The sequence below is a fragment of the Glaciimonas sp. OK215 genome, assembly GCF_057787885.1.
In genome coordinates this window covers 471,555-497,161 of record NZ_CM173544.1, presented here as the reverse complement: position 1 = coordinate 497,161, position 25,607 = coordinate 471,555, and the positions used below count along the sequence as shown (strand labels likewise).

Annotated in this window: 25 protein-coding genes; 21 read left to right on the top strand and 4 right to left on the bottom strand. The window is 57.1% G+C overall.

The window, feature by feature from the left end:
* The first annotated feature begins 43 nt into the window (after positions 1-43).
* From AC3CHX_RS02310 to gloA, 19 genes are all read left to right on the top strand, one after another.
* Positions 44-1,048 carry a glycosyltransferase family 2 protein gene (locus AC3CHX_RS02310; protein ID WP_488642497.1) on the top strand — a complete coding sequence of 335 codons (1,005 nt, stop codon included), beginning with the start codon at positions 44-46 and terminating at the stop codon, positions 1,046-1,048.
* Positions 1,039-1,446 (top strand): GtrA family protein, encoded by a 408-nt coding sequence (locus AC3CHX_RS02305; protein ID WP_488642496.1) that lies wholly within the window; start codon positions 1,039-1,041, stop codon positions 1,444-1,446. The genes AC3CHX_RS02310 and AC3CHX_RS02305 overlap by 10 nt, the downstream gene beginning before the upstream one ends.
* Positions 1,443-2,258, top strand: a complete 816-nt coding sequence (locus AC3CHX_RS02300) for a ChbG/HpnK family deacetylase (RefSeq protein ID WP_488642495.1) — start codon at positions 1,443-1,445, stop codon at positions 2,256-2,258. Before AC3CHX_RS02305 ends, AC3CHX_RS02300 begins: the two co-directional genes overlap by 4 nt.
* A 33-nt stretch (positions 2,259-2,291) precedes the next feature.
* Positions 2,292-2,996: an SDR family NAD(P)-dependent oxidoreductase gene (locus AC3CHX_RS02295; RefSeq protein ID WP_488642494.1), complete on the top strand. Its 705-nt coding sequence runs from the start codon at positions 2,292-2,294 to the stop codon at positions 2,994-2,996.
* Between the two features lie 281 nt (positions 2,997-3,277).
* Positions 3,278-3,628, top strand: a complete 351-nt coding sequence (locus AC3CHX_RS02290; protein WP_488642493.1) for a hypothetical protein — start codon at positions 3,278-3,280, stop codon at positions 3,626-3,628.
* Between the two features lie 14 nt (positions 3,629-3,642).
* Positions 3,643-4,989, top strand: coding sequence for a tRNA (N6-isopentenyl adenosine(37)-C2)-methylthiotransferase MiaB (gene miaB, locus AC3CHX_RS02285; protein WP_488644702.1), 1,347 nt, complete (start codon positions 3,643-3,645; stop codon positions 4,987-4,989).
* Positions 4,990-5,106: 117 nt separating this feature from the next.
* The gene (locus AC3CHX_RS02280) at positions 5,107-6,261 is read left to right on the top strand and encodes a PhoH family protein (RefSeq protein ID WP_488642492.1); all 1,155 of its coding nucleotides are present in this window, start codon (positions 5,107-5,109) and stop codon (positions 6,259-6,261) included.
* On the top strand, positions 6,245-6,712 hold the full coding sequence (ybeY, locus tag AC3CHX_RS02275) for an rRNA maturation RNase YbeY (RefSeq protein WP_488642491.1): 468 nt from the start codon (positions 6,245-6,247) through the stop codon (positions 6,710-6,712). The genes AC3CHX_RS02280 and ybeY overlap by 17 nt, the downstream gene beginning before the upstream one ends.
* Positions 6,713-7,089: 377 nt before the next feature.
* Positions 7,090-7,695: a cytochrome b/b6 domain-containing protein gene (locus tag AC3CHX_RS02270; RefSeq protein WP_488642490.1), complete on the top strand. Its 606-nt coding sequence runs from the start codon at positions 7,090-7,092 to the stop codon at positions 7,693-7,695.
* Between the two features lie 12 nt (positions 7,696-7,707).
* Positions 7,708-8,493, top strand: coding sequence for a molybdopterin-dependent oxidoreductase (locus tag AC3CHX_RS02265; RefSeq protein ID WP_488642489.1), 786 nt, complete (start codon positions 7,708-7,710; stop codon positions 8,491-8,493).
* A gap of 62 nt (positions 8,494-8,555) precedes the next feature.
* The gene (locus AC3CHX_RS02260; protein ID WP_488642488.1) at positions 8,556-8,837 is read left to right on the top strand and encodes a pentapeptide MXKDX repeat protein; all 282 of its coding nucleotides are present in this window, start codon (positions 8,556-8,558) and stop codon (positions 8,835-8,837) included.
* Between the two features lie 180 nt (positions 8,838-9,017).
* Positions 9,018-9,902 (top strand): CorC family transporter, encoded by an 885-nt coding sequence (locus AC3CHX_RS02255; RefSeq protein ID WP_488642487.1) that lies wholly within the window; start codon positions 9,018-9,020, stop codon positions 9,900-9,902.
* A gap of 14 nt (positions 9,903-9,916) precedes the next feature.
* Positions 9,917-11,476 carry an apolipoprotein N-acyltransferase gene (gene lnt / locus AC3CHX_RS02250; protein WP_488644701.1) on the top strand — a complete coding sequence of 520 codons (1,560 nt, stop codon included), beginning with the start codon at positions 9,917-9,919 and terminating at the stop codon, positions 11,474-11,476.
* 160 nt (positions 11,477-11,636) lie between these two features.
* Positions 11,637-12,620: a glycine--tRNA ligase subunit alpha gene (gene glyQ, locus AC3CHX_RS02245; RefSeq protein ID WP_488642486.1), complete on the top strand. Its 984-nt coding sequence runs from the start codon at positions 11,637-11,639 to the stop codon at positions 12,618-12,620.
* Positions 12,617-14,737 (top strand): glycine--tRNA ligase subunit beta, encoded by a 2,121-nt coding sequence (glyS, locus tag AC3CHX_RS02240; RefSeq protein ID WP_488642485.1) that lies wholly within the window; start codon positions 12,617-12,619, stop codon positions 14,735-14,737. The genes glyQ and glyS overlap by 4 nt, the downstream gene beginning before the upstream one ends.
* Before the next feature lie 19 nt (positions 14,738-14,756).
* A complete protein-coding gene (gene gmhB / locus AC3CHX_RS02235) occupies positions 14,757-15,314 on the top strand; it encodes a D-glycero-beta-D-manno-heptose 1,7-bisphosphate 7-phosphatase (protein WP_488644700.1) in 558 nt (185 codons plus the stop codon).
* 103 nt (positions 15,315-15,417) lie between these two features.
* Positions 15,418-16,152 (top strand): lysophospholipid acyltransferase family protein, encoded by a 735-nt coding sequence (locus AC3CHX_RS02230; RefSeq protein ID WP_488642484.1) that lies wholly within the window; start codon positions 15,418-15,420, stop codon positions 16,150-16,152.
* Between the two features lie 49 nt (positions 16,153-16,201).
* Positions 16,202-17,149 carry a M48 family metallopeptidase gene (locus tag AC3CHX_RS02225; protein WP_488642483.1) on the top strand — a complete coding sequence of 316 codons (948 nt, stop codon included), beginning with the start codon at positions 16,202-16,204 and terminating at the stop codon, positions 17,147-17,149.
* A 61-nt stretch (positions 17,150-17,210) separates the two neighbouring features.
* The gene (gene gloA / locus AC3CHX_RS02220; protein ID WP_488642482.1) at positions 17,211-17,621 is read left to right on the top strand and encodes a lactoylglutathione lyase; all 411 of its coding nucleotides are present in this window, start codon (positions 17,211-17,213) and stop codon (positions 17,619-17,621) included.
* A gap of 227 nt (positions 17,622-17,848) precedes the next feature.
* On the opposite strand, the gene rsmA is transcribed toward gloA, so the two are convergent.
* From rsmA to AC3CHX_RS02200, 4 genes are all read right to left on the bottom strand, one after another.
* On the bottom strand, positions 17,849-18,619 hold the full coding sequence (gene rsmA, locus AC3CHX_RS02215; RefSeq protein ID WP_488642481.1) for a 16S rRNA (adenine(1518)-N(6)/adenine(1519)-N(6))-dimethyltransferase RsmA: 771 nt from the start codon (positions 18,617-18,619) through the stop codon (positions 17,849-17,851).
* Positions 18,620-18,707: 88 nt separating this feature from the next.
* On the bottom strand, positions 18,708-19,787 hold the full coding sequence (pdxA, locus tag AC3CHX_RS02210; RefSeq protein ID WP_488642480.1) for a 4-hydroxythreonine-4-phosphate dehydrogenase PdxA: 1,080 nt from the start codon (positions 19,785-19,787) through the stop codon (positions 18,708-18,710).
* Between the two features lie 65 nt (positions 19,788-19,852).
* The gene (locus tag AC3CHX_RS02205; RefSeq protein ID WP_488642479.1) at positions 19,853-21,277 is read right to left on the bottom strand and encodes a peptidylprolyl isomerase; all 1,425 of its coding nucleotides are present in this window, start codon (positions 21,275-21,277) and stop codon (positions 19,853-19,855) included.
* 35 nt (positions 21,278-21,312) lie between these two features.
* On the bottom strand, positions 21,313-23,667 hold the full coding sequence (locus AC3CHX_RS02200) for an LPS-assembly protein LptD (RefSeq protein ID WP_488644699.1): 2,355 nt from the start codon (positions 23,665-23,667) through the stop codon (positions 21,313-21,315).
* 98 nt (positions 23,668-23,765) lie between these two features.
* Here AC3CHX_RS02200 and AC3CHX_RS02195 point away from each other — a divergent pair, with 98 nt between their 5' ends.
* Positions 23,766-24,827: an aminoglycoside phosphotransferase family protein gene (locus AC3CHX_RS02195; protein ID WP_488642478.1), complete on the top strand. Its 1,062-nt coding sequence runs from the start codon at positions 23,766-23,768 to the stop codon at positions 24,825-24,827.
* Between the two features lie 42 nt (positions 24,828-24,869).
* Entirely contained in the window at positions 24,870-25,571 is a 702-nt protein-coding gene (gene murU / locus AC3CHX_RS02190) for an N-acetylmuramate alpha-1-phosphate uridylyltransferase MurU (RefSeq protein WP_488642477.1), read from the top strand.
* Positions 25,572-25,607: the final 36 nt, after the last annotated feature.

Genomic DNA, 25,607 nt, shown 5'->3' with positions numbered 1-25,607 from the left:
CGTCACTATCAAATCGATAACACGCATCAAGAAAGGTCTCACTATGGTAGCGTTGACAGCTATCCCGACGAATCGTCCTGCCCAGCCGTGCATCAGCTGCGTTGTACCGGCATACAACGAGTCGGCCCACCTGTCCGATTTCTTGCGTGACCTGCAACAAACGCTGGCCGCCCTGTCCTCCTCCTACGAAATCATCGTTGTCAATGACGGCAGCACCGACAACACGGAACAGGTGATGTTGCCGCACCTGTCGGAACCGGGCATACGTTACATCAGTCTGTCGCGCAATTTCGGCAAGGAAGCCGCGCTCACCGCCGGCATCGAATACGCACGCGGCGATGCCGTGATTTTGATTGACAGCGATTATCAGCATCCGCACGAACTGCTGCCGGAAATGGTGCGCCTGTGGCTGGGTGGTTACGACATGATCTACGGCGTGATTGCCGACCGCAGCGATGAGTCAGTGTTTAAACGCTGGGGCGCCGGGCTGTTCTATCGCCTGATGGAAAGCGGGGCACCGATCAAAATCCCGCGCAATGCCGGAGACTTCCGCCTGCTCGACAGAAGCGTGGTCAACGCCCTGCGCCAACTGCCCGAGCGCAATCGCTTCATGAAAGGGCTGTATGCGTGGGTCGGTTTCAAAAGCGTGGCCCTGCCCTTCATCCCCCAAGCGCGCGCTACCGGCACCTCGAGTTTCTGCTTGCGCAGCCTGGGGCGCCTGGCGCTGGCCGGCGTCACCGCATTCACCACGCTGCCGCTGCGCATCTGGAGCGCGGTCGGCGCAACGATTTCCATTATCGCGATCCTGTACGCGCTGGAGATCGCCGCCAAGACGTTACTGATCGGCAACCCGCTACCGGGATGGTCGACACTGGCCGCCGGGCTGATGTTCTTCTCAGGCATCCAGTTGATTTCGATCGGCATACTGGGTGAATATCTGGGCCGGATTTACGACGAAGTCAAAAGACGCCCTTTGTATCTGGTCGCCCACGACGTGGATAACGGCACCGTCAGCTGCGCGGCCGCATCCCAGCCTTCATGCGACTGAGCGAACTGCTGCGCCTGTTCCGCTTCGGCATCATCGGCTTGATGGCGGCAGCGATACATTACTGGGTAGTAGTGGCCTTGGTCGAACTCAGCGGCATGGCGCCATTGCCGGCCAATGTCGGCGGCTTTGCCATCGCATTCTGGTGCAGCTATTTTGGTCATCGTCACTGGACGTTTGCCGATCAATGCACGTCCAATGCGACGCGTTCTTTTTTCCGCTTTCTGGCGACCGCGATACTGGGATTCCTGCTCAATCAACTGCTTTTCTATCTGTTATTGACGCATGTGAACCTGCCGTATTTCATTTCGCTCGCGATTGTCGTGGTGCTCGTTGCCGCGCTGACCTATGTATTGACCCGCTTATGGGCTTTTCGACTACCCCGCGCCCCGCAAGCATGAATCCGGCATTCACACCGATTACCCTGTGCGCCGACGACTATGCCCAGAATGAAGGCATAGACCACGCCATCCTCGCGTTACTGGCAGCAAAGCGCCTGACTGCCGTCAGCTGCTTCAGCACCGCGCCACGCTGGCGGCAGCAGGCTGCGCCCGCCTTGCGCGAACATGGCGCGCAGGCTGACATGGGGCTGCACTTCAATCTGACCGAAGGTTTCGCAGCGCCGCCGTTGCACCAGCTGAACCGCCTGATTCTGCGCAGCCTGTTGACGCGACTGGCGCCACAACCGCTTGAACGATTGCTGCACCAGCAGCTCGATGCCTTTGAAGCCGGATTTGCGCGAGCGCCCGCCTTCATCGACGGCCATCAGCATGTCCATCAATTACCTGGCGTGCGGCAAGTGCTGCTGCAGATACTGCAGTCGCGTTACCCCGGCATGGATATCTGGGTGCGCAACGCCGTGCCGGCCAACCTGCAATGGCGCGGCAAGGCCGCAATCCTGAAACATCTGGGCGGCGCTGCCGTCGCACGCGCCTTGCAAGCCGCGTCGATCCGCAGCAACAACGGCTTCGCTGGCGTCTACGGCTTTGACCGCGCCGATTACGACATTTGTTTTGCCGAATGGCTGCGCGCCGCCAAACCGGGCATGCTGATCATGTGCCACCCCGGCGCCAATGTGCACGCCGGTGATGCGATTGCAAAACAACGACTGGTCGAATACAATTTTTTGCGTTCGCCCGCCTTTGACGAGATGCTGGATGCAGCGTGCGTCAGATTGCTTCCTTTATCCAGGATTGCAAGCACGACCTGGTAACACACCAACGCATTTCCAGAAAAGGAGTTTGTCATGACATTTACCGGCAAGAACGTTGTCATTACCGGCGCTGCCGGCTCGCTCGGCAAAGCCGTTGCCGCAGCATTCGCCGCGGCGGGTGCCAATTTGGCACTATGGGATATTGACGAAGAACATCTGCTTGCCGCGTATCCGCAACCAGCGCCGGCGTGGCTGTTTTCGGCAGTCAATTTGCTTGATCCGGATTCGGTAAGCGCGGCGGCCAACGCCTCAATGGCAAAATTCGGTCGCATCGACATCTTGTGCAATATCGCCGGCGGTTTCCAGGTGGGAGCGCCCGTACATGAATTGCTGGGCGAGACCTGGCACACCATGATGGATCTGAACGCCGGGTCGGTGATCAACACCGCACGTGCGGTAGTGCCGCAAATGATCGCCGCCGGCAGCGGAAAAATCATCAATATCGGCGCCAATTCGGCGCTGACCGGCAAGGGCGGGATGAGCGCCTATTGCGCATCGAAGAGCGCCGTTGCACGATTAACCGAAAGCATGGCGGCCGAGTTGCGGGAACACGGCATCAATGTGAATTGCGTGCTGCCGAGCATACTGAACACCCCGCCGAACCGATCCGCAATGCCCGACGCCAATCCCGCCAACTGGGTGGCGCCGGAATCGCTGGCGGAGGTCATCCTGTTCCTGGCATCGAATGCAGCGCGCAGCATTCATGGGGCGTCCATTCCGGTGGTCGGTCTTAGCTGAAGGCAGTATCCGTGGAGCGATAAGCGCCTGTCATCGCCGCGTAAACGCCGCCAGCCAAAAACATTGTTAATTAACTAATTTTCAGACAGTAATAAGCCCGGCCGCTGCCCTCCGGTCGCGGCTGCGTTCCGAACCAGAACTCCGGCAGGCGCAAATGTTATAATCCGCGCTCGCGAGGGCCGGCGAGTTCGTCACGCCGGCGGCCGTGCAAGCACCGTTTTCTGCGTGCTGTGTTGGCATATGGCATGGCGTTCACTACGAATTAAATCAACGGAGTTCCTATGCAGGCAACGATGTGGTCAATACGCTGGCTGATTGCGATAGCGCTGGCAACCCTGACACTTTCCGCAGCAGCGTTTGAACGCACTTTTCCGGCCACCACATTGCGCGGCAACATGACGATCATCGCCTATCCGGTGATCTCCATGGATAGCAAGACTTTGCGGCTGGCGCCCGGTTCGCGGATCTGGAACCAGAATCACCTGACGCAGATTCCGGTGTCGCTGGGCAACAGCAGCTATCTGGTGAATTACACGCAAAATGCGCAAGGTGACGTCGACCGGGTCTGGATCCTGACCACGGATGAAGCCAGCCAACCGGTCGCGAATCAACTCAGCAATCTGAAATGGTAGTCATGGAAAAAACGATACAAAAGAAAGTCTTTATCAAAACCTTCGGCTGCCAGATGAACGAGTACGACTCGGACAAGATGGCCGATGTCCTGAACGCGTCCGATGGCTTGATCAAAACCGATCGTCCGGAAGATGCTGACGTGATCCTGCTGAACACTTGCTCGGTGCGCGAAAAGGCGCAGGAGAAAGTGTTTTCCGATCTGGGCCGTCTGCGTGAACTGAAACTCAAGAATCCCAATCTGTTGATCGGCGTTGGCGGCTGTGTGGCTTCGCAAGAAGGCGCGGCCATCGTCAAGCGCGCACCGTACGTAGACATGGTGTTTGGTCCGCAAACCCTGCATCGTTTGCCGGAGATGATCAAGCAGCGCCGCATGACCGGCAATTCGCAAGTCGATATCAGCTTTCCCGAAATCGAAAAATTCGATCACATGCCGCCCGCCAAAGTCGATGGCGCGACGGCCTTCGTGTCTATCATGGAAGGCTGCAGCAAGTATTGCAGCTACTGCGTCGTGCCCTACACCCGTGGCGAAGAAGTATCGCGCCGCTTTGACGATGTGCTGACTGAGGTCGCCGGACTGGCCGACCAAGGCGTCAAAGAGATCACATTGCTGGGCCAGAACGTGAATGCCTTCCGCGGCGCCATGGCGGACGGCGAGATTGCCGACTTCGCGCTGCTGATCGAATTCATCGCCGAGATTCCCGGGATCGAACGGATTCGTTTCGTCACCAGCCATCCCAAGGAGTTTACGCAGCGCCTGATCGATACCTACGCCAAAGTGCCGAAGCTGGTCGATCATTTATATTTACCGGCGCAGCACGGCTCGGATCGGATTCTGGCGGCGATGAAGCGCGGCTACACCGTGCTCGAATACAAATCGGTGATCCGTCGCCTGCGTCAGGTGCGGCCGAATATCTGCATCTCGAGTGACTTCATCGTCGGCTTCCCGGGCGAGACTGAGGAAGATTTCGACGCCCTGATGAAGCTGATACACGACATTGGCTACGACAACAGTTTCAGCTTTATTTTCAGTCCGCGTCCCGGCACACCGGCAGCCAATCTTGAAGACGTGACGCCAAATGACGTCAAACTCAGACGTCTGCAACATCTGCAGGCGGTGATTCAAGACAACACCATTCGCATCAGCGCACAGATGGTCGGTACGGTGCAACGGATATTGGTCGAGGGGCCGTCCAAGAAAGATCCCAACGAGTTGCAAGGCCGTTCTGAAAACAATCGGGTGGTGAACTTTGACGGCGGTCCGAATGGCGCAGGCCTGGTCGGACAACTGATCGACGTCACGATCACCGAGACTTATAAGTATTCATTGCGCGGCGAGATGCTGGTCCTAGTTGCCGGGTAAGTTGTCATGGCGGGCGAATTAAGCGTTACCGTTCAGCACCGATATTTGCACACCCTCATGGTGGAAGGCGGTACGCTTCCTACTTTTTGATGCAATAACCGACTATCTAAGAATAGCTTGAAAACTAAAACGCCAACTCAGCCGCAGTACTTCATTCCACAACCGCTTGACAATACCAAGCTGGCGCATTTGTGCGGGCCGCTGGATGAAAACCTGCGGCAGATTTCCGCCGCGCTGGACGTTACCCTGTTCCGTCGCGGCGAAAAATTCATTGCGGCAGGCGCGAATGCCGCGCGCGCAGTCGAGATGCTCGAACAGTTTTATGCGCTGGCCCATCGCGTGATTTCGGTTGATGAAATCCAGTTGGCGCTGGTCGAACAGCGTGCCAATCAACCGCATAACAAAAAGCATGCCGACAATGGTGCACCCGGCAGCACGGTTGACGACGATCTCGCAGAAGCCGAAGTAACCCGTACTGAAATCGAAAGTCCGGTACTCAAAACCCGTCGGGCTGATTTACGTGGCCGTACACCGCATCAAAGTGCGTACATCCGGGCAATCCTGGAACACGATGTCACGCTAGGCATCGGCCCGGCCGGCACCGGAAAAACCTATCTGGCGGTAGCTTGCGCAGTCGATGCGCTGGAACGCGACGCGGTGAAACGCATCGTGCTGACCCGGCCGGCGGTCGAGGCCGGCGAACGGCTAGGCTTCCTGCCGGGCGATCTCGCGCAAAAAGTCGATCCGTATCTGCGTCCCCTGTATGACGCGTTGTACGATTTGCTGGGTTTCGATCGCACGCAGAAAATGTTTGAGAAGCAGGCAATTGAAATCGCCCCGCTCGCGTACATGCGCGGCCGCACCTTGAACCATGCTTTCATTATTCTGGATGAAGCGCAAAACACCACGCCGGAACAAATGAAGATGTTTTTGACACGGATCGGCTTCGGCAGCAAAGCCGTGGTCACCGGCGACGTCACGCAAATCGACTTGCAACGCGGCCAGAAGAGCGGCCTGATCGATGCCATGAACATTATGAAAGACGTGCGCGGCATCGCCTTCACCCGCTTCAACAGTACCGACGTGGTGCGTCATCCGCTGGTGGCGCGCATCGTCGACGCCTATGAAGCGGCGCTGCTGGCCACGCCGGTGGCCTCGACCCATGGCGTGATTGAAACCGCCATACCGCCCGCCACACCCGCCAAACTCCTGAAACCGGTCGAAACCGGCATCACCAAACGAGCCCGTAGCCGCAATGTCGCAAAAAAATAAACTCTCCTTGTCAGTCCAATACCCGGACCCGCGCCTGAAAGAAGTCATCTTGCGCCCGCAGTTGCGGCGCTGGGTGAAAGCGGCGCTGCTGGCGCCGGCGCAACTGACCATCCGCTTTGTCGATGCCGAAGAAGGTCGGGCATTGAACCGCGATTACCGCGGCAAGGATTACGCCACCAACGTACTGACGTTCGCCTACACCGAAGATGAAGACGCCGAAACCACCGAGGCCGACATCATTCTGTGCACCGATGTACTGCAACGCGAAGCCGCCGAGCAAAGCAAGTCCGTCGAAGAACACGCCGCACATCTGGTAGTGCATGGCGTTTTGCACGCGCAGGGCTACGACCATGAGGACGATGACGAAGCGACCGAGATGGAAGGCCTGGAAATTGACATCCTGACCGCCTTGGGCTGGCCTAATCCCTATGCGGACCGCACTAACGCCTGAACACGGCTTGAGACCTCATACGCGGTAGCGTCCACCGCAGCATTCCCCTGCCCCGCGCCACCGTGCCTTCAACCGGCACCTCACACTTCCGCACTACGCGCTAGCCATGCCGAGACTCCCGTTCGCGGATCAGGCACGGACTGACTGCGTACCTGCTGCAAACAATGCACTTTCCATAAAACAACATTCCAGGTAGTTAACACCTGGATAACTCTACTTTTTCTCAAAAAAAGTACTAGCATGTGTTGTATCCGTGTAAGGAATTGTTTGTCTCCACGACTATGCGTCATGCAAGCATTTTGGACACGTCAATTGAAGCCCATCCTGAACAGAGACATCATATTGACCTCACCTTCACTTACGCAGGCGGACAAAAAATGAACACTCCAGCGACCAACAAGACCATCATTCATCCGGTCTGGCTGCGTATCACACACTGGCTGAATGCCCTTGCGGTGATCGTGATGATTTTCAGCGGCTGGCGCATTTATAACGCTTCGCCGATATTCCCGTTTCGCTTTCCCAGCGAGTGGACGCTGGGAGGTTGGCTGGGCGGTGCATTGCAGTGGCATTTTGCCGCGATGTGGCTGCTGGTCTTCAACGGCCTGCTGTATCTGCTGATCAACGCCGGAACGGGGCGCTTGTGGAAGAAGTTTTTTCCGCTGCGTCCGGCCGAGGTACTGCAAGACATGAAAAAAGCCCTCACCGGCAAACTCCAGCACGACGCTCTCGACAAATATAACGCGGTACAAAAGCTGGCCTATGTCTCGGTGATTCTCGATCTGGTGCTGCTGGTGATTTCAGGCCTGGCGATCTGGAAGTCGGTACAGTTCCCGATTCTGCGCGAACTGATGGGCGGCTATGACAGCGCCCGCATAGTGCACTTTTGTGCCATGAGCTTTCTGGTACTGTTTATTCTGGTCCACGTCGTCATGGTCGCACTGGTGCCGCGCACGCTGCTGGCCATGCTGCGCGGGCGATAAGGAGATTCGATCATGGTCAAAAAATCCCGGCTTATACTTACAGGCACGCAATTCGACACCGAATCGATATTAAAGGATGCGCGCCGCGAACTGTCCATGCCGTCGCGCCGCCTGTTTGCCAAACGTGCGCTGACGCTAGGCGGGCTGGCGCTGCTCACCGGCTGCAATATCACCGATGAAGCCTCGATAAATCACATGCTGGAACGTATCTCCAGAATGAATGACGGGGTGCAAGCCTGGCTGTTCGATCCCAACCGCTTGGCGCCGACTTATCCGGCCGCCATGATGACGCGCCCATTCCCGTTTAATGCGTACTACAGCGAAGACGAAGTGCCCGAAATCGCGGCCGCCGACTACCAGCTGGAAGTCGGCGGACTGGTCAGCAACAAGCGTCCCTGGACGCTCGATGCATTGCACCGCCTGCCGCAAACCGAGCAGATTACGCGCCACATCTGCGTGGAAGGCTGGAGCGCCATCGGGCGCTGGGGCGGTGTACCGTTCTCAACCTTCCTGAAACAGATTGGCGCGGACTTGAGCGCCAAATATGTCGATTTTCAGTGCGGCGACGATTACCACACCAGCATCGACATGCCGACCGCGCTGCACCCGCAAACCCAACTCACGCTGACCTACGACGGCGAAACTTTGCCGCCGAAATATGGCTTCCCGATGAAGCTGCGGATGCCGACCAAACTCGGCTACAAAAATCCGAAACATATTGTGTCGATTGAGGTTACGAATACCTACCCCGGCGGTTACTGGGAAGACCAGGGGTACAACTGGTTCGGCGGTTCCTAAATCCTGAGGTAATCGCTGATTTTCATGGCATTTTTGCCGCTTTTCTTTCTATGGAGACTTAAATGAAAAAGAACTTATCGACTCTATTGCTTGCATGTCTGATGTTGGCTGGCGGCAGCGTGTATGCGCAAGATGCCATGAAGCCGGATGCGATGGGGAAAGACACCATGGCCAAGGATCACACAATGGCCAAAGACGAAATGGGCAAGGACAAGATGCCGAAGAAACCCCACAAGATGATGAAGAAAAAATCGGGCATGGAAAAAGACGCCATGGGCAAGGATGCGATGGGCAAGGATGACATGGGTAAAGGTGGCATGGCAAAAGATGAAATGAAGAAATAATTAATACATTCATAACATTACGGGCAATGCGTTGATCGCATTGCCCGTATCTTTTCCTGGAAGTCAAATCCCATCGCACGCGTTAATATGGCGTTGCCGGAACGCACATTTCGTCGTCCCGTCACATATTTGTTGTATCCTATTGCATCCGAAACAACGCGAATCCAAGGCTAACGCCATATGCCCGAGCACTCTAGTAGCGTCAAATCTATTGACGCTAAACCCCACAGGTCATTGTTTGAACGCCTGACCGCCCTGATTTCCCCCGAGCCTGAAAACCGCGCCGAGCTACTCGACGTATTGCAAGATGCGCATGAGCGCAACCTGATCGACGCCGACGCCTTGTCGATGATCGAAGGGGTTTTTCAGGTATCCGATCTTTCCGCCCGCGACATCATGGTGCCGCGCTCGCAAATGGATATGATCGACATCACCAAGCCGATTGAAGAATGGATGCCGGAAGTCTTATCGACCGCGCACTCACGCTTTCCTGCCGTCGATGGCGAACGCGACAAAGTCATCGGCGTGCTGCTGGCGAAGGATTTGCTGCGCTACTACGCCGAAGATTCGTTCGACGTGCGCGACATGCTGCGCCCGGCCGTCTTCATTCCGGAGTCGAAACGCCTCAACGTGCTGTTGCGCGACTTCCGCGCCAATCGCAATCACATGGCCATCGTGGTCGATGAATACGGCGGCGTCGCCGGCCTGATCACCATCGAAGACGTACTGGAACAAATCGTCGGCGATATCGAAGACGAATACGATTTCGACGAAGAAGACGACAATATCCTGGTAATCCGCGACGGCGACCACGGCGCGCGCTGGCGCATCAAGGCCCTGACCGAAATCGCGCAATTCAACGAAGCGCTGGAAACGCATTTTTCCGACGAAGACGTCGACACGATCGGCGGCCTGGTTGCCAACCACCTGGGTCGGGTGCCGCGCAAGGGCGATGAATTCACCATCGATAGCGTGCGCTTTGAAGTGCTGCGCGCCGACGCCCGCCAGGTGCATGTGTTGCTGGTAGAAAAAATACAGGGCGGGCAGCCGGGCCAGGAATTCTAGTGTCCGCCCCTCCGATAGCCCTGAGTAGCGTATCGAAGGGTACGACCTTCCGCTTCAACCGCACCCAGCTCCCGCTCGCCGCTCTGCTCGGCGCACTCAATGTATTCGCCTTTGCGCCGTTCGGCGCCTGGCCGGTCCAGCTGCTGACGCTGGCGCTGCTGATGTGGTGCCTGCTCAGAACCGACACGGTCAGGCACGGCTTGCTGCTCGGCTGGGCGTACGGCTTTGGCTGGAGCGTCTGCGGCGTTTACTGGCTGTATATCAGCATGCACGTGTATGGCGGCATGCCGGGCTGGATTGCCGCATTGGCGGTGGCGTTGCTGGCGCTATTTGTCGGCCTGTATGCGGGGGCCACGGCGGGACTGAGTATCTGGTTGCGACAACGCTGGTCAGCCTCGCCGCTGCTGACTGCGCTGGCGATTTTTCCAGCGCTGTGGGGCTTGAGCGAATGGTTGCGCGGCTGGATATTTACCGGCTTTCCATGGCTGGTGTCCGGCTATGCGCACACCGCCAGTCCGCTGGCCGGCTACGCACCGCTGATCGGTGTGTATGGTGTCGGTGCGATCGCTGCGCTGGTCGCGGGCTGTCTGGCTGTATTGCCGCAGCAGAAACTCCCCTGCGTGGCGGCAATACTCATTCTGTCAGCCGGCTTCGGCCTGCACACCATCGACTGGACCAAGCCCAGTGGCCAACCGATTTCGGTACGCCTGCTGCAAGGAAATATCCCGCAGGAGATGAAGTTCAATACGGCGCAGCTCGATAACACCCTGGGTCTTTACAAAGACATGATCAGCGCCGCGCCAGCCGACCTGATCGTGACGCCGGAAACTGCGGTGCCGCTATTGCAAACCCAGTTGCCACCGGAATACCTGCCGGCGATAGCGCAATTTGCGCAGCAATCCGGCAGCCATATCGCCCTCGGCATTCCGCTCACCGACGGTCCCGAGCTATATGCCAACAGTGTGCTGGGATTTTCGCCCGGGACTGCGGATAGCAGCGCCGGCCGGCCAACAATTTACCGTTACGACAAACACCATCTGGTGCCATTTGGCGAATTCATTCCGTTCGGCTTCCACTGGTTTGTCAATCTGATGCAGATCCCGCTCGGCGACTTCAACCGCGGCGCGCCGGTTCAGGCCCCGTTCGCGGTCAAGGATCAATGGGTCATGCCGAATATTTGCTACGAGGATTTGTTTGGCGAAGAAATCGCTGCACAACTGGCCGCTTCCGTGGCTAGCGGTCATCCGGCGGCGACGCTCCTGCTGAATATGTCGAATATTGCCTGGTTCGGCGATTCGATCGCCTTGCCGCAACACTTGCAAATTTCACAAATGCGCGCCATCGAAACCGGCCGCCCGATGCTGCGTGCGACCAATACCGGCACCACCGCCGTGATCGATGCGCACGGCAACGTCAGCGCACACTTGCCGCCACTCAGCCGTGGCACGCTGGCTGCCTCAGTCCAGGGGTATGGCGGCAATACGCCCTACATTTTGCTCGGCAACCGCTTGCTGCTGGTGCTGGCGGCACTGATGCTGATCGGCGCGTGGCTGGCCGGGCGCCGGCAACGCTGACTGCGACATAAGGAAAAGGTGTCAGGTGCGTGCGGTAACAACACAACAACTGACTACTAGCCACATAAGCCCAGCAAAACCCGCTAAAATCGCTGCTTTCAGCGAAACTCAACTTTGCTTTTCAGCAACGGCCCCTGCCGCATGGAATAGCACAAAAATAATGCTCACATTTCAACAAATTATTCTCAAACTGCAAGACTATTGGGACGCTCAGGGTTGCGCATTGCTGCAACCTTACGACATGGAAGTCGGCGCCGGTACCTCGCATACAGCTACTTTCCTGCGCGCAATCGGGCCGGAACCCTGGCGTGCCGCCTATGTGCAACCATCGCGCCGTCCTAAAGACGGCCGCTACGGCAACAACCCGAACCGCATGCAGCACTACTACCAATATCAGGTGGTCTTGAAGCCGGCACCGGAAAACATTCTCGATCTGTACCTCGGCTCACTCGAAGCGCTGGGCCTCGATCTGCAAAAGAACGATGTGCGCTTCGTCGAAGACGACTGGGAAAACCCGACCCTGGGTGCCTGGGGTCTGGGCTGGGAAGTCTGGCTGAACGGCATGGAAGTCACGCAATTCACTTATTTTCAGCAGGTCGGCGGCCTCGACTGCAAACCGGTATTGGGCGAGATCACCTACGGCATCGAGCGTCTGGCAATGTATTTGCAAGGTGTCGAAAACGTCTACGACCTGGTGTGGACCGAATGGGTCGAACATGGCGTCAAGAAGCATCTCAGCTACGGCGACGTATTCCATCAAAATGAAGTCGAGCAATCGACTTACAACTTTGAATACGCGGATACCGAATTCCTGTTCCCGCTGTTCGGCAATTACGAAGCGCAGGCCAAGAAATTGCTGGCGATCCCGTTGGCGCTGCCAGCCTATGAAATGGTCTTGAAAGCCGCCCACACCTTCAATCTGCTGGATGCACGCGGTGCGATTTCGGTCACCGAGCGGGCTGCCTACATGGGCCGCATCCGTAACCTGTCGCGCGAAGTCGCGAAGGCGTATTACGACTCGCGCGAAAAACTCGGCTTCCCGATGTGGGAACTGAACGAGAAAAATGCCGCGTTATTGTTGAAAGAATTTGGCGACGAGTACACCACGACAGTGGCACGCCGCGCAGGGAGTGAGGCAGCATGAGTTCCACCCTTTTAATCGAAATTTTCACTGAAGAATTGCCGCCGAAGGCGCTGGAAAAACTCGGCAACGCTTTCGCCGCCGGTATTTTCAATGGCTTGAAGGCACGTGATTTCCTGACCCACGATGCCGTCGCCACCGCCTACGCTACACCGCGTCGCCTGGCAGTTGCCATCAGCCACGTGCGTGCGGTCTCACTGGATAAGATCATGCGTGAAAAAGTGCTGCCGGTATCGGTGGCGCTCGATTCCGAAGGCAAACCGAGCGCGCCGCTGATCAAGAAACTGGCAGCGCTGGCTGCAGCCACCAACGCTGTGCTGATCACCCCGGATCAACTGGAACGCTGCGCCGACGGCAAGAACGACAGTTTTTTCTACAACTACACCGCCAAAGGCGCAGCGCTGGAAACCGGTTTGCAAGTGGTCCTGGAAGATACGGTCGCCAAGCTGCCGATCCCGAAGCAAATGAGTTACCAGCGCCAGTATGGCCCGGCCGCCGGCGAAACGGTGCACTTCGTGCGCCCTGCGCATCGTCTGATCGCCTTGCATGGCGACGACGTTGTGCCAGTGCGCTTGCTGGGTCTGAATGCCGACCGGATTACCGGCGGCCATCGCTTCCTGTCAAACGGAGCGCTCACGATTGCCGATGCAGAGAGCTATGTCGAAACACTGGCAAGCGAAGGTAAAGTCATCGCCGGTTTCGATCAACGCAAGGAACAAATTCGCAGCGCCTTGCTGGCAAGCGCCGGAGACGATCTGGTGCTGATGCCGGAAGCATTGCTGGACGAAGTGACCGCACTGGTCGAATGGCCGGTAGTGTATGCATGCCATTTTGAAGACGAATTCCTGGCGGTACCGCAGGAATGCCTGATTCTGACCATGCAAACCAACCAGAAATATTTCGCACTGACCGATGCTGCCGGAAAATTGCGTTCGCGCTTTCTGATCGTCTCGAATCTGGCAACCAAAGATCCGCAGCACATCATTCAAGGCAACGAGCGCGTGGTCCGTCCGCGTCTGGCGGACGCCAAATTCTTCTTTGAGCAGGATAAGAAAAAGAAACTGGCGGAGCGGATCCCGCTGCTGGCCAACGTGGTCTATCACAACAAGCTCGGCAACCAGTTGCAGCGTACCGAGCGCGTACAGGCATTGGCAGTGGCGATTGCCAGGCTGCTCAGCGTCGATCCGGCGCTGGCGACAATGGCCGCGCGCGGTGCGGAATTGGCCAAAGCCGATTTGCTGACCGACATGGTGGGCGAGTTCCCGGAACTGCAAGGCATCATGGGGACTTACTACGCGCGTCATGACGGCGAAGCGGATCAGGTGGCGCTGGCGATCTCGGAACATTATCAACCGCGCTTTGCCGGCGATGCGCTGCCAACTACCGACACCGGCACCGCTGTCGCCCTCGCCGACAAACTGGAAACACTGGTCGGCATCTGGGGTATCGGCTTGCAGCCGACCGGCGACAAGGATCCGTTCGCGCTGCGTCGTCATGCGTTGGGCGTGTTGCGTATGTTGCTGGAAAAGCGTCTGCCGTTATCGCTGCAGCAATTGTTGCGCGTGGCAGCCCAACCGTTTGCCGGCAACAGCAACTTCACGGATCCGGCTGCCGACGTGCTGAGCTTCATGTACGACCGCTTGCGTGGCCTACTACGCGAACGCGGCTACGCACCGAACGAAATCGAAGCAGTGGTCGCGCAACAGCCGGACACACTCAACAACATCATCGAACGACTCGACGCGGTGCAGGCATTTGCCGCACTGCCCGAAGCCGAAGCGCTGGCAGCTGCCAACAAGCGCATCACCAACATTCTGAAAAAGAACAATGTTGCGGATACCGGCACGGTACAAGCGAGCCTGCTGAGCGATGTTGCCGAACAACATCTGTTTGCCGCCATGACCCGGCTGAAACCGCTGGTCGACGCCGCCTTCGCGCAAGGCGACTTTGCCGGCGCGTTGCAATCGCTGGCGCAATTGCGCACCGAAGTCGATGCCTTTTTCAACGATGTCATGGTGATGGCGGAAGATGAACAGTTGCGTAACAACCGACTGGCGCTGCTATCGAATCTGCACCTGATGCTGAATCAGGTCGCCGATATTTCCAAGCTGGCAGCCTGAGAGCGCCATGGGCCAAACCATGAAACTGATCATTCTCGATCGTGACGGCGTGATTAACTGGGACTCCGACGCCTTCATCAAGTCACCCGATGAATGGATCCCGATCAAGGGTTCGCTGGAAGCCATCGCACGCCTGAACCAGGCCGGTTATCGGGTGGTGGTGGCGACCAATCAGTCAGGGATTGCCCGTGGCCTGTTCAACATGGAGGCGCTCAACGAAATCCATCAAAAGATGCACACGGCCGCGCAATTGGTCAGTGCAAAAATTGATGCGATCTTCTTTTGCCCGCATTCAGCGGATGACAATTGCGATTGCCGCAAGCCAAAACCAGGCATGCTGATCGATATCGCCAGACGTTTCGACACCAGCCTGCGCAGCGGCGTTCCGGTCGTCGGCGACTCACTGCGTGATTTGCAAGCCGGCTTCGTGTCTGGCTGTGCGCCGTTTCTGGTATTGACCGGCAAAGGCGAAAAGACCCGTGAACAAGGTGGCCTGCCACCCGGCACGATGGTCTTTCCGGACTTGGCGGCGGTGGTCGATTTTCTGTTGAAGAAGCCGGTGGAAATGTCGGTTTGATATTCGGCGGCTGACGTCTTGCGTGATGCCGGGCTGCGCTGGCTTAGTGACGCGCGTCAAAGTCCTTGCCGGATTTGGCACGATTAAAATTTTTGGAGTTTGTATGCTGCGTTTTTCCCTGCTTCTGCGCTCGCTGCTGTTTTTTGTGATCATGACGATCACCACCGTCATCTGGGCCATGGCCTGCTTTTTGTTTGCTCCCTTTCCGTACGCCAAACGTTATTACCTGACCTCGCGCTGGAACGTCTTTATCATCTGGCTGGCCAAGGTCATCTGCGGCATTCAGTATCAGGTCAAGGGCGCTGAAAACTTTCCGGATGCACCGGCAATTGTGCTGTCCAAGCATCAATCGGCGTGGGAAACCATTTTTCTGCTGCCAATGACACCGCGCCCACTGGTGTTTGTCTTCAAGAAATCGCTGACCTACATTCCGTTTTTCGGCTGGGGCATTGCCCTGTTGCGCATGATCCCGATCGATCGCAAAAGTCGCGATGCGTTCGCCCAGGTGGTCGCTCTGGGACGCAAGCGCCTGGCGGATGGCCAATGGATCATCATGTTCCCGGAAGGCACCCGCATTGCGGTCGGCCAAAAAGGCAAATACAAACAAGGCGGCACCCTGCTGGCGATTCAAACCAAATCGGTAGTGGTTCCCATCGCGGTCAATGCAGGCGAGTGCTGGCCGAAAAATTCCTTCATCAAGAAGCCGGGGATGATCACCGTATCCATCGGCAAGCCGATTTCACCTGAAGGACTGAACAGCGCTCAAATGATGGAGAAAGTTGAAAATTGGATAGAATCTGAAATGCGCGTGATTTCACCGCACGTCTATTCAAAATAGCCCATCCTGCAGATGCAATCGCAGTGACACTAATTAACGGCCGACGACCTTGAAACGCTTGCATCAAAAGCCGCAGCAACCCACTCCCCACCTGCAGCCGCATCTGCGGCCGCAGGTTTCACCGCCATCACCACCGCTGGCGCGACAACTGGACTTGTTCAGTGTCGAAGCGTCCGATAGGGACCGCCAGAGCGTGCCGCACGCCAGCCCAGCCAATCCGGCTTCACAGCAGGCAGACCCGCCGCCGCCACTGGTTAACCCGGCGCCAACAGCCGGCAAGCGCCGCCTGCACATCGATGCGCACGTGCTCGACTATGCGCTGCTGCGCTCCAAACGACGCTCCATCGGCTTTCTGATCAGTGACGATGGACTGCGCGTCACCGCGCCGAAATGGGTCTCGGTGGCTGAAATTGAAACTGCGATTCGCGAAAAGAAGCGCTGGATTTTCACCAAACTCCACGAATACCGGGATCGCTCGGCACGTCGTCTACAACCGCAGATGGCATGGCGTGATGGCGAAACATTGCCTTACCTCGGCGAAAAAATTACGCTACGCGTCCGCGCCACGCAGGTCGCCGGCATTCAATTCGATGCCGCAGCGGCAACCCTGACGGTCTGCCTGCCAGCCGATGCCAGCGCACAGCAATTGAAAGACCGCGTACTGGGCTGGTTGCAGCTTGAAGCCAAACGGGTCTTCGGTGAACGGCTGCCGCTGTACGCAGAAAAACTGGGGGTTGCCTACAAGTCGTATGCACTCTCGTCAGCCACCACCCAATGGGGTTCCTGTACCGCCGACGGCAAGATCCGCCTGAACTGGCGGCTGATGCATTTTGCCTTGCCGCTGATCGACTACGTGATTGCACATGAACTGTCCCACCTGCGCGAAATGAACCACAGCCCGCGCTTCTGGGCCACGGTACAATCGATTTTCCCCGAGTTTGAAAGCGCCAGAAGAACGTTGCGCGATAGTGCGCAAGAGACGCTTCCGATTTTTTAGGATACTAGGAGCCTGTCGGACTTAGGGCCTGTTTCCCCTCCCCAACCAGCGAGAAAAAATTATGCGTATCCTTCACTCCATGCTGCGCGTCGGCGACCTGCAACGCTCGATCGATTTCTACACCAAGGTACTCGGCATGAAACTGCTGCGCACCAACGACAACCCGGAATACAAATACACGCTGGCATTCGTCGGCTACGGCAGCAACCCTGACCATGCCGAACTGGAATTGACCTACAACTACGGCGTCGACAGTTACGATCAGGGCAGCGCCTTCGGTCACCTGGCAATCGCAGTGGAAGACGTCCACCAAGCCTGTGCCGATGTCAAAGCCCAGGGCGGCAACGTCACCCGCGAAGCCGGTCCGGTCAAAGGCGGCAGCACCGTTATCGCCTTCGTGCAGGATCCGGATGGCTACAAGATTGAACTGATCGAGCGCAAGGCCGGACATTGGACCAGCCAAACCCTGTAAGCGATGACCTGCAACAAGTCATTCTTAGGACTTACGCAAACAAGAAAAATCTCCTACCCGTTCGGGCTGAGTAGCCCGCAAGGGCGTATCGAAGTCAGCGCTGACGTAAGCGCGCCTTCGATATGCTGCTGCGCAGCTACTCAGTCCGAACGGATTTGAGATATTTTTCGTAAGGCCTAAATGTATTTAAGTGAGAGCGCACATTCTGAAATGCGCGATGCGATAGATTACGCCAGACGATTCGCCAGACCGACAAACAGTTCCATCGATATCGTTTCAGGCCGTGCCTGCGGATCGACACCGGCATCGATCAATGCGTTTTCGGTGAACAACCCCGACAGGCTGTTACGAACCACCTTGCGTCGTTGCGTGAAGGCTTTCAGCACCACATCTTCAAGTTTGTTCCGATCGCACGCCAGCGGTTCGGCCAGCGGGATCATCCGCACAATTGCCGACTCCACCCGCGGCGGGGGATCAAACGCGGTGGGCGGCACGATGAACATTAATTGCATCTTGTAACGCCACTGCAGCATCACTGACAGCCGGCCAAAGGTTTTACTGCCGGGTTCCGCCACCATCCGTTCGACCACTTCTTTTTGCAACATGAAATGTTGATCTTGCACCAGCGGCGCGATCTCGGCCAGATGGAATAGCAGCGGGCTGGAAATGTTGTATGGCAGGTTGCCGACCACCCGCAACTTGCCTTCGCCAACCAGTGGAATGCTGCTGAAATCAAATTTCAGCGCGTCGGCGGAGTGCACGTGAAGACGCGCCGAATCGAAAGTTTTTTGCAAGCGTGCGACCAGATCGCGATCGAGTTCGACTACATGCAACTGCTTTACCGACTCCAGCAACAAGCGGGTCATCGCCGCCAGGCCGGGACCGATTTCGACCATGTTGTCATCGGCTTGTGGTGCTATGGCGCTGATGATGTCAGTCAGCACTGACTGATCGGTGAGAAAATTCTGGCCGAAGCGTTTACGTGGAATATGTTTCATGTATTTGATGCAATGAGGTGACCTACTGTTTTAGCAAGCTGCTGGTTTGAGCTATTTCTTGCCCTATTTCTTGCGCTATTTTGTGGAGCTATTTTTTGGCCGGAATGACGCTCGAGCGCACCATCTGTGCCGCAGCATTGAGCGCAGCCAGCATGCTGCCATGATCGGCACGGCCCAGGCCGGCCGCCGCCAGGTCGAGTGCGGTGCCGTGATCGACCGACGTGCGGATAATCGGCAAGCCAAGCGTGATATTGATGCCATGACCGAAGCTGGCGTATTTCAGCACCGGCAAGCCTTGATCGTGATACATCGCCAGCACGCAATCAGCCTGATCCAGGTATTTTTGCTGGAACAGCGTATCGGCTGGATAGGGCCCGCTGACCAGCATGCCTTTGGCCTTGGCGGCCTCCAGTACCGGCGTGATGACGTCAATTTCTTCACGTCCCAGATAACCGCCCTCGCCCGCATGCGGATTCAAGCCTGTCACCAGGATGCGCGGCTGCGCCAAACCGAATTTCTGTTGTAAATCTTGCTGCAGAATTTCCAGCGTCCGGGTCAGACCGGCGGCAGTGATCGCCGTCGCCACATCTTTCAGCGCCAGATGCGTGGTCGCCAGGGCAACCCGCAAAGGCGGCGTAGTGCGGTCGGTCGCCAGCATCATCACGACTTGCGCGGTGCCGGTTTTTTGCGCCAGGTATTCGGTATGGCCGGTGAAATGAACGCCGGCATCGTTAATGGTGCTTTTTTGTAGCGGTGCGGTGACGATACCGTCAAAGTCTTTCTGCAGTGCGCCGGTAATCGCGATATCCAGGGTGCGCAAAATAGCACGGCCGTTGCGCGGGTCCAGTTTGCCCGGTTGTACGTGCACGCTAAAAGGACAATCGATAACGGCAATCCGGTCCGGCCCGAAATTCGGCAAGCCGCTGTTGCGAAACGCCTGCTCGGACAACGCGACCAATTGAATCGCCGGGTCCATCTCGGCCGCAAGCATTGCCAGGAAAGCAGCGTCGCCTATCAACACGCTATTGATTTCAGACCGCAACTGCCAGGCCGCCTTGATCGAAATCTCCGGGCCGATGCCAGCCGGCTCGCCACAAGTGACAGCGAGAACCGGACGGCGTCCGGTCAACGCAGCAGGTTCGGTGTTAATAGATATCTGAGTCGTCATTGCAGGGTCAATAAGTAGTCGTGCAGGCCTTACCACACACCCCGCGCTGACACGAGGCTAAACCATCAGTTTTCGTCGGTACGGTATTCAACATAAGCGCGGTCGCGCAGTTGGCGCATCCAGTCATTGGTGGCCTCTTCCAGCTTGCGCTCACGAATTGCCTGACGCGCTGCCAGTCGTTTGCGATCGGACGAGGCACTGTCGGTTTTACGTTCCAGCACCTGGATCAGGTGATAACCGAAAGGCGATTCGATCGGCTCGCTGATTTGTCCCGGCTTCAGCGCATCCATGGCGCGCTGGAATTCCGGCACGGTATCGCCGGGATAAATCCAGCCGAGATCGCCGCCTTTGGAGGCTGACAGATCGTTTGAATACAGTTTCGCCAGGTCTTCAAACTTGGCCGCGTTGTTGTCCAGGCGCGCTTTCAATTCGAGCAAACGACGCTTGGCATCGGCTGCCGAGACCGTCGGCGTCACCTTGATCAGGATATGACGTGCGTGGGTTTGCTCTACCGGTGCGGCATCCGCCTTGTCGGCACTGGCGGCACGTCTGGCGTTGAGCTTGATGATATGAAAACCGTTGGCGCTCTTCAGAATCGGCGAAACCTGGCCTGGGCTCAGCGCGGTCACCGCCTCAAGAAACAGTTGCGGCAAACGCTCCTGTTGGCGCCATCCCAGTTCACCGCCGGTGAGTGCGTCGGGAGCGTCGGAATAAGTCGCTGCGATCTTGCCGAAATTACCGCCTGTCTTCAGTTGCTGCAGCACTTCTTCAGCGCGTTTGCGGCGCTCGACAATTTGTGCAGCCGAGGCGTTTTCCGGCACCCGGATCAAAATCTGCGCCAAACTCACTTCTTGCTGCGCCTGTTGTGTTTGTTTGTTGCCGGCTTCGGCTGTCAGGTAGTTGTCAACTTCCGATTCGGTAATCTGAATCTTGTTGTCGACCTCACGCTCACGCAGACGCTGCAGCAAAATTTCCTGACGGATTTCCTCGCGGAAAGTCGGGTACGCAATCTTGTCATGATCGAGCTGCTTGCGGAAGTCGGTCATCGACAGCTTGTTTTGCTCTGCGATCCGGCCAATCGCGGCATCCAGCATTTTATCGTCGACCGACAGGCCAAGTTCTTTAGCCGCCTGCACTTGCGCGCGCTCGAGAATCATTCGTTCCAGCAGCTGCTTTTGGAATTCGGCAGGAGGCGGCGCTTCAATCCCCTGGCCACGCATACGCTGCACAACGTCGCGCATGCGTGCGGCTAACTCCTGACGCGTGATAACCTCGTTATTGACTACCGCAACAATCGCATCGATGGTTTGCGGCGTTGCAGCCCTCGATGCTGCAGCTGGTGCCGCCGCTGCCGGCGCCGGCATGGCCGGTGGAGCCGCTTTGCCCGCAGCCGGGTTTTGCGCCCAGACGTTGGGGGTAGCACTGAACAACATCGCAACAATCATCGCAGCGAGTTGGGGCTTATTGGCGGACTTATTGACTTTACGCATAGTTAGGGGAGCATTCAAAGATAAGTATGACGGGTTCAATTACTGATGATATTGTCGGGCTGATTTACATTCTGGTAACCTGGAATGCTGCTACGCAACGCCTGCATCGGGTTGGAGCCGAGTTTCGACAAACCATTCAATTCGAGCTGGAAAAACAGCGCCGAGTTGGCCTGTTGCGTTGATGTCGGCGTCCGCTGTGCTACTACGCGGAATACCCAGCAATCGGCTTTATACTCTACGCCGAGCAAGCCTTCGGCAACTTTCCGGTCCTGCAACGAGTAGTTGATCCGGCCGACACCATACCAGCGCTTGGCAATCGGCCATTGCGCGGACAGATCGATCTGCTTCAGTACCTCATTATTGTTCAATGCGACATCCGCAGGAGTACGATCCAGCCGGTACGCCAGATTCAGCACCTTCTTGGGTCCCGGTTGCCAGCGAATACTGTAGTTCGCGCGCTCCAGCAGGTTGTTGCTTTGACTGTACTGAATGTTGCTATCAACGCCAACCGTCGACGATAGCTGGCCGCCGGCAGCCAGCAACAAATCGGAGCGGCTGTTCACAACGCTGTTGTCCAGCGACACTAGCGGCGGGGTGAAATAAAAACGCTGACCGACCGCCAGGCGCAAACGCTCAAGCCCGCTCCCCTCGATAAAGCGCGAGGTGACTGCCATGGTCAGCTGATTTGCATCGCTGATGCGGTCATGACCGGAAAAAGTGTTTTCGGTAAAAATCTGGGCAAAGTTGAAATCCGCCAGCGCAGTGTCGAAGAGCGGGAATTTGCTCTGATCCTTGAACGGCGTTCGAACGTAAAACAGCCGCGGCTCCAGCGTTTGCGTGACTGCATTGCCAAACAGCCTGGCGTCGCGTTCAAAGATCAGGCCGCTATCCAGCGAGAACGTCGGCAACACGCGACTAAAGCTCTGGTCGGCGCCGGCCACCGTGTTTGTCAGCTTATACGTGGTCGCATCCAGTTGCAATTTCGGCGTCAGAAAATAACCGGGGCGAATAATCGGATAGGAAAGCTGCGGATTGATGTAAGCGCGCTCGCCCTCGCCAGGCAGCAGCACACTGGTCGGCACATCGTAAGCGCTATTCTTGAAGCGGGTATATTGCGCGTTCACTGTCCAGTCGAACCCACCGACATCCTGGCGTCCCACAGTGTAGGTCAACTGCGGCAAGCGATCATACGGGCGGGCAATCAATGGGTTGCCGCTGGCATCGAAATCCTGCAATACCTGATAACGCGACGCCAGCGCGGTGACGCTGCCAAGGGCGCCGTTGTAGGTCAGGTCGAGCTCGCGGTTCAACAGGCGTTGCGCGCTCTGTGTTATCGAACGCGAAAAATCATCCGGGTATTGATTATCGGACGCGTAGTTGACGTTCCAGGACATGCCGAAACCAGCGCCCAGGACCTGCGTGTGCGTCGACTGCAACGCATAACGATTGGTCTTGGTCAGCAAGTCGTCAGGCAGATATTCGAGCCGGGTCACACCGCTGTAGGTCTCACCCAGATAGCGCCCTTCGGCACCCAGCTGCACACCGCGTCGGGTGATCAAATTCGGGGTGAAGGTCAGGTCGCGATTCGGCGCAATATTAAAATAATAAGGCACACTTACCTCGAAACCGCCCTTGCTGGTGGTACCGATCGTCGGCGGCAAGAAGCCGGACTGGCGCTCGCCCGACAGCGGGAACGACAACATAGGCATACCCAGGATCGGCACATGCTTGAAATACAACACGCCAGCATGGGCGATACCCTCGTCACGACCGGTGTCGATATCCAGCGTGCTGGACTTGATATACCAGTCGGGATCGGTGCCGGGACAGGTGGTATACGTTCCCCTCACCGCTCTGGCGCGATCTTCGTCTTCAAAATCGAAGCGTTGGGCGCTACCATGACCGCCATTTATTCCCAACTTATAGGTCGGATTCGTCAAAAAACCCTGGCCCGAGTCCATATTCAGCTTGAGATCGTCGCCGGTATATGCGTCACCGTAACGATTCATGCGCACGCAACCGTGCGCCTCGACTTCATTTTCAATAATCCGGTAAGTTGCCTTGTCCGCCTTGACTTCGGTCTGGCCGCGCTTCAAATCGACATCCTTGTCGAGATTAATGACCCGATCCGGACGCCCGGTCATTTGGCCAGCCTCAACGGTCGTCGGCAAATCGCTTTCGTCGACGCGCGGTTGCTTGGCGCCGGTTGTCTGCGCCAGCGCAGACGGCGCCACGAACACAGGTACTGCGGCGGCCAGCACTGACGCAATCAGCCAGGCCATGCGCCGCATACGCGGCAACTGGCGCGCGGCTAAACGTCCGCGCGACTGCGAGCATGAGGAAAGCGACAGCAACGATTGCGGGAGGAGCACTGATGAAAACCGTGTCATGAAATGCATTGAGCAAACACCATCGCAGGCGATTTTTTAAAATTAATCCCTTATTATATGGGAACTCACTACCTACAACCGTATTCCTGGACCGCTTAATGACATCACCTCAGTTATCACCTCAGTGCGCCCCCTCTTCGTCCGCCGCCACACCCGATCTGCGCCTGACCCAAATACTCGAGTGGCTGTCGACGCTGGAAGGCCAGCAGACTTTGCCGGCGTCGATCCGTCCCGCTTCGGCCGATGCCAGTTTCAGGCGTTATTTCAGGATTGACGCGGCCGATGGCAGAACCCTGATCGTCATGGACGCCCCGCAGCCGCAAGAGGATGTCCGGCCTTTCATCTTTATCGCCGGCGTCTTTGCCGACGCCGGGATGTCGGTGCCGCAGATTCTGGCGCAGGACGTCGAACGTGGCTTTTTGCTACTCTCCGACCTTGGGCCGACGACGTATTTGCAGCAACTCAATGATGACAATGTCAACACGCTGTATCTGGATGCCATTGATGCTCTGGTAACAATGCAAACGCACAGCAAACCAGATGTGCTGCCGGAATACGATCGCGCATTTTTATTGCGAGAATTGCAAATTTTCTCGGAGTGGTACATCGGCAAGCATTTGAATGTGACCTTGAGCGCCGAACAAAGCACCAGCCTGAATCAGGTTTTCGACGCGATACTCGCCAACAATATGGCGCAGCCGCAAGTCTATGTACACCGTGATTATCATTCCCGCAACCTGATGGTGCTGCCGCAGGGCAACCCCGGCGTACTGGATTTTCAGGGCGCGCTGTACGGCCCGATCACCTACGACCTGGTCTCGCTGCTGCGCGATGTCTACATCAGCTGGGACGAAGCGCAAGTGCTGGATTGGGCGATCCGCTACTGGGAACGCGCCAAGCGTGCCGGCTTGCCGGTCGCGCCGGACATCGACACCTTCTATCGCGATTTTGAATACATGGGCCTGCAACGGCACCTGAAAATCCTGGGCCTGTTTGCGCGCCTGAATTATCGCGATGGCAAAGACGGATACATGAAGGATTTGCCGCAGGTGATGGAATATGTGCGCAAAACTGCGCTGCGCTACCGCGAACTGATCCCGCTGGTGCGTCTCATCGACAAGCTGGAAGAAACCCCGCAGCAGGTTGGCTATACGTTTTAACCACGTTCACGCTACTCTCCATTTACACATAACCGAGTCCCCATGAAAGCAATGATTTTTGCCGCCGGTCGCGGCGAGCGCATGCGTCCGCTGACCGACACCACTCCCAAGCCACTGCTGAAAGTCCGCGGCCGTCCACTGATCGTCTGGCATATTTTGAATCTGGTACGCGCCGGCATCACCGACATCATCATCAATCACGCCCATCTGGGCCAATTGATCGAAGACACGCTCGGCGACGGCAGCAAATTCGGCGCCAAAATCACCTACTCCGCCGAAGGCACGGCACTGGAAACCGCAGGTGGCGTCGCCAAGGTGCGGCACTTGCTCGGCGATGCACCCTTCGTCGCGGTGTCAGCCGATATTTACTGCCCACACTTCGATTTCGAACAGGTCAAAACCACGCTCGAAGATAACGATATCTGGGGCGTCCCGCATCCGCTCGATAAGCGCGATGTGGCCTGGCTGTATCTGGTCAAGAATCCGCCCCACCACCCGGCAGGCGACTTTGCCGTGCACAGCTTTACCCTCGCCAACGAAGGTGAACCGCGCTTTACCTATGCCGGCATCGGCGTCTTCCGTCCGGCCATGTTCGATGCCGTTGCACCAGGCGAATTCTGCAAGCTGGTGCCGATACTGCGCGAATACACAAGCCGCGGCCAGATCGGCGGCGAGGTGTATCGTGGTGACTGGACGGATGTCGGCACCATCCAACGTCTGGAACAATTAAACGCGCCGCTGTAGCAATTCACCGGCATTGCGCACATCATCGTAATCAAC

Bases quoted from the DNA above. Each gene is read 5' to 3' on its own strand.
- AC3CHX_RS02310 (WP_488642497.1), top strand. From the start codon at position 44: ATGGTAGCGTTGACAGCTATCCCGACGAATCGTCCTGCCCAGCCGTGC.
- ybeY (WP_488642491.1), top strand. From the start codon at position 6,245: ATGTCGCAAAAAAATAAACTCTCCTTGTCAGTCCAATACCCGGACCCG.
- murU (WP_488642477.1), top strand. From the start codon at position 24,870: ATGAAAGCAATGATTTTTGCCGCCGGTCGCGGCGAGCGCATGCGTCCG.
- pdxA (WP_488642480.1), bottom strand. From the start codon at position 19,787: ATGACGACTCAGATATCTATTAACACCGAACCTGCTGCGTTGACCGGA.
- AC3CHX_RS02290 (WP_488642493.1), top strand. From the start codon at position 3,278: ATGCAGGCAACGATGTGGTCAATACGCTGGCTGATTGCGATAGCGCTG.
- AC3CHX_RS02260 (WP_488642488.1), top strand. From the start codon at position 8,556: ATGAAAAAGAACTTATCGACTCTATTGCTTGCATGTCTGATGTTGGCT.
- gloA (WP_488642482.1), top strand. From the start codon at position 17,211: ATGCGTATCCTTCACTCCATGCTGCGCGTCGGCGACCTGCAACGCTCG.
- AC3CHX_RS02205 (WP_488642479.1), bottom strand. From the start codon at position 21,277: ATGCGTAAAGTCAATAAGTCCGCCAATAAGCCCCAACTCGCTGCGATG.
- AC3CHX_RS02270 (WP_488642490.1), top strand. From the start codon at position 7,090: ATGAACACTCCAGCGACCAACAAGACCATCATTCATCCGGTCTGGCTG.
- AC3CHX_RS02230 (WP_488642484.1), top strand. From the start codon at position 15,418: ATGCTGCGTTTTTCCCTGCTTCTGCGCTCGCTGCTGTTTTTTGTGATC.
- AC3CHX_RS02195 (WP_488642478.1), top strand. From the start codon at position 23,766: ATGACATCACCTCAGTTATCACCTCAGTGCGCCCCCTCTTCGTCCGCC.
- AC3CHX_RS02295 (WP_488642494.1), top strand. From the start codon at position 2,292: ATGACATTTACCGGCAAGAACGTTGTCATTACCGGCGCTGCCGGCTCG.
- rsmA (WP_488642481.1), bottom strand. From the start codon at position 18,619: ATGAAACATATTCCACGTAAACGCTTCGGCCAGAATTTTCTCACCGAT.
- AC3CHX_RS02255 (WP_488642487.1), top strand. From the start codon at position 9,018: ATGCCCGAGCACTCTAGTAGCGTCAAATCTATTGACGCTAAACCCCAC.
- AC3CHX_RS02300 (WP_488642495.1), top strand. From the start codon at position 1,443: ATGAATCCGGCATTCACACCGATTACCCTGTGCGCCGACGACTATGCC.
- gmhB (WP_488644700.1), top strand. From the start codon at position 14,757: ATGAAACTGATCATTCTCGATCGTGACGGCGTGATTAACTGGGACTCC.
- glyS (WP_488642485.1), top strand. From the start codon at position 12,617: ATGAGTTCCACCCTTTTAATCGAAATTTTCACTGAAGAATTGCCGCCG.
- AC3CHX_RS02265 (WP_488642489.1), top strand. From the start codon at position 7,708: ATGGTCAAAAAATCCCGGCTTATACTTACAGGCACGCAATTCGACACC.
- glyQ (WP_488642486.1), top strand. From the start codon at position 11,637: ATGCTCACATTTCAACAAATTATTCTCAAACTGCAAGACTATTGGGAC.
- AC3CHX_RS02200 (WP_488644699.1), bottom strand. From the start codon at position 23,667: ATGACACGGTTTTCATCAGTGCTCCTCCCGCAATCGTTGCTGTCGCTT.
- AC3CHX_RS02305 (WP_488642496.1), top strand. From the start codon at position 1,039: ATGCGACTGAGCGAACTGCTGCGCCTGTTCCGCTTCGGCATCATCGGC.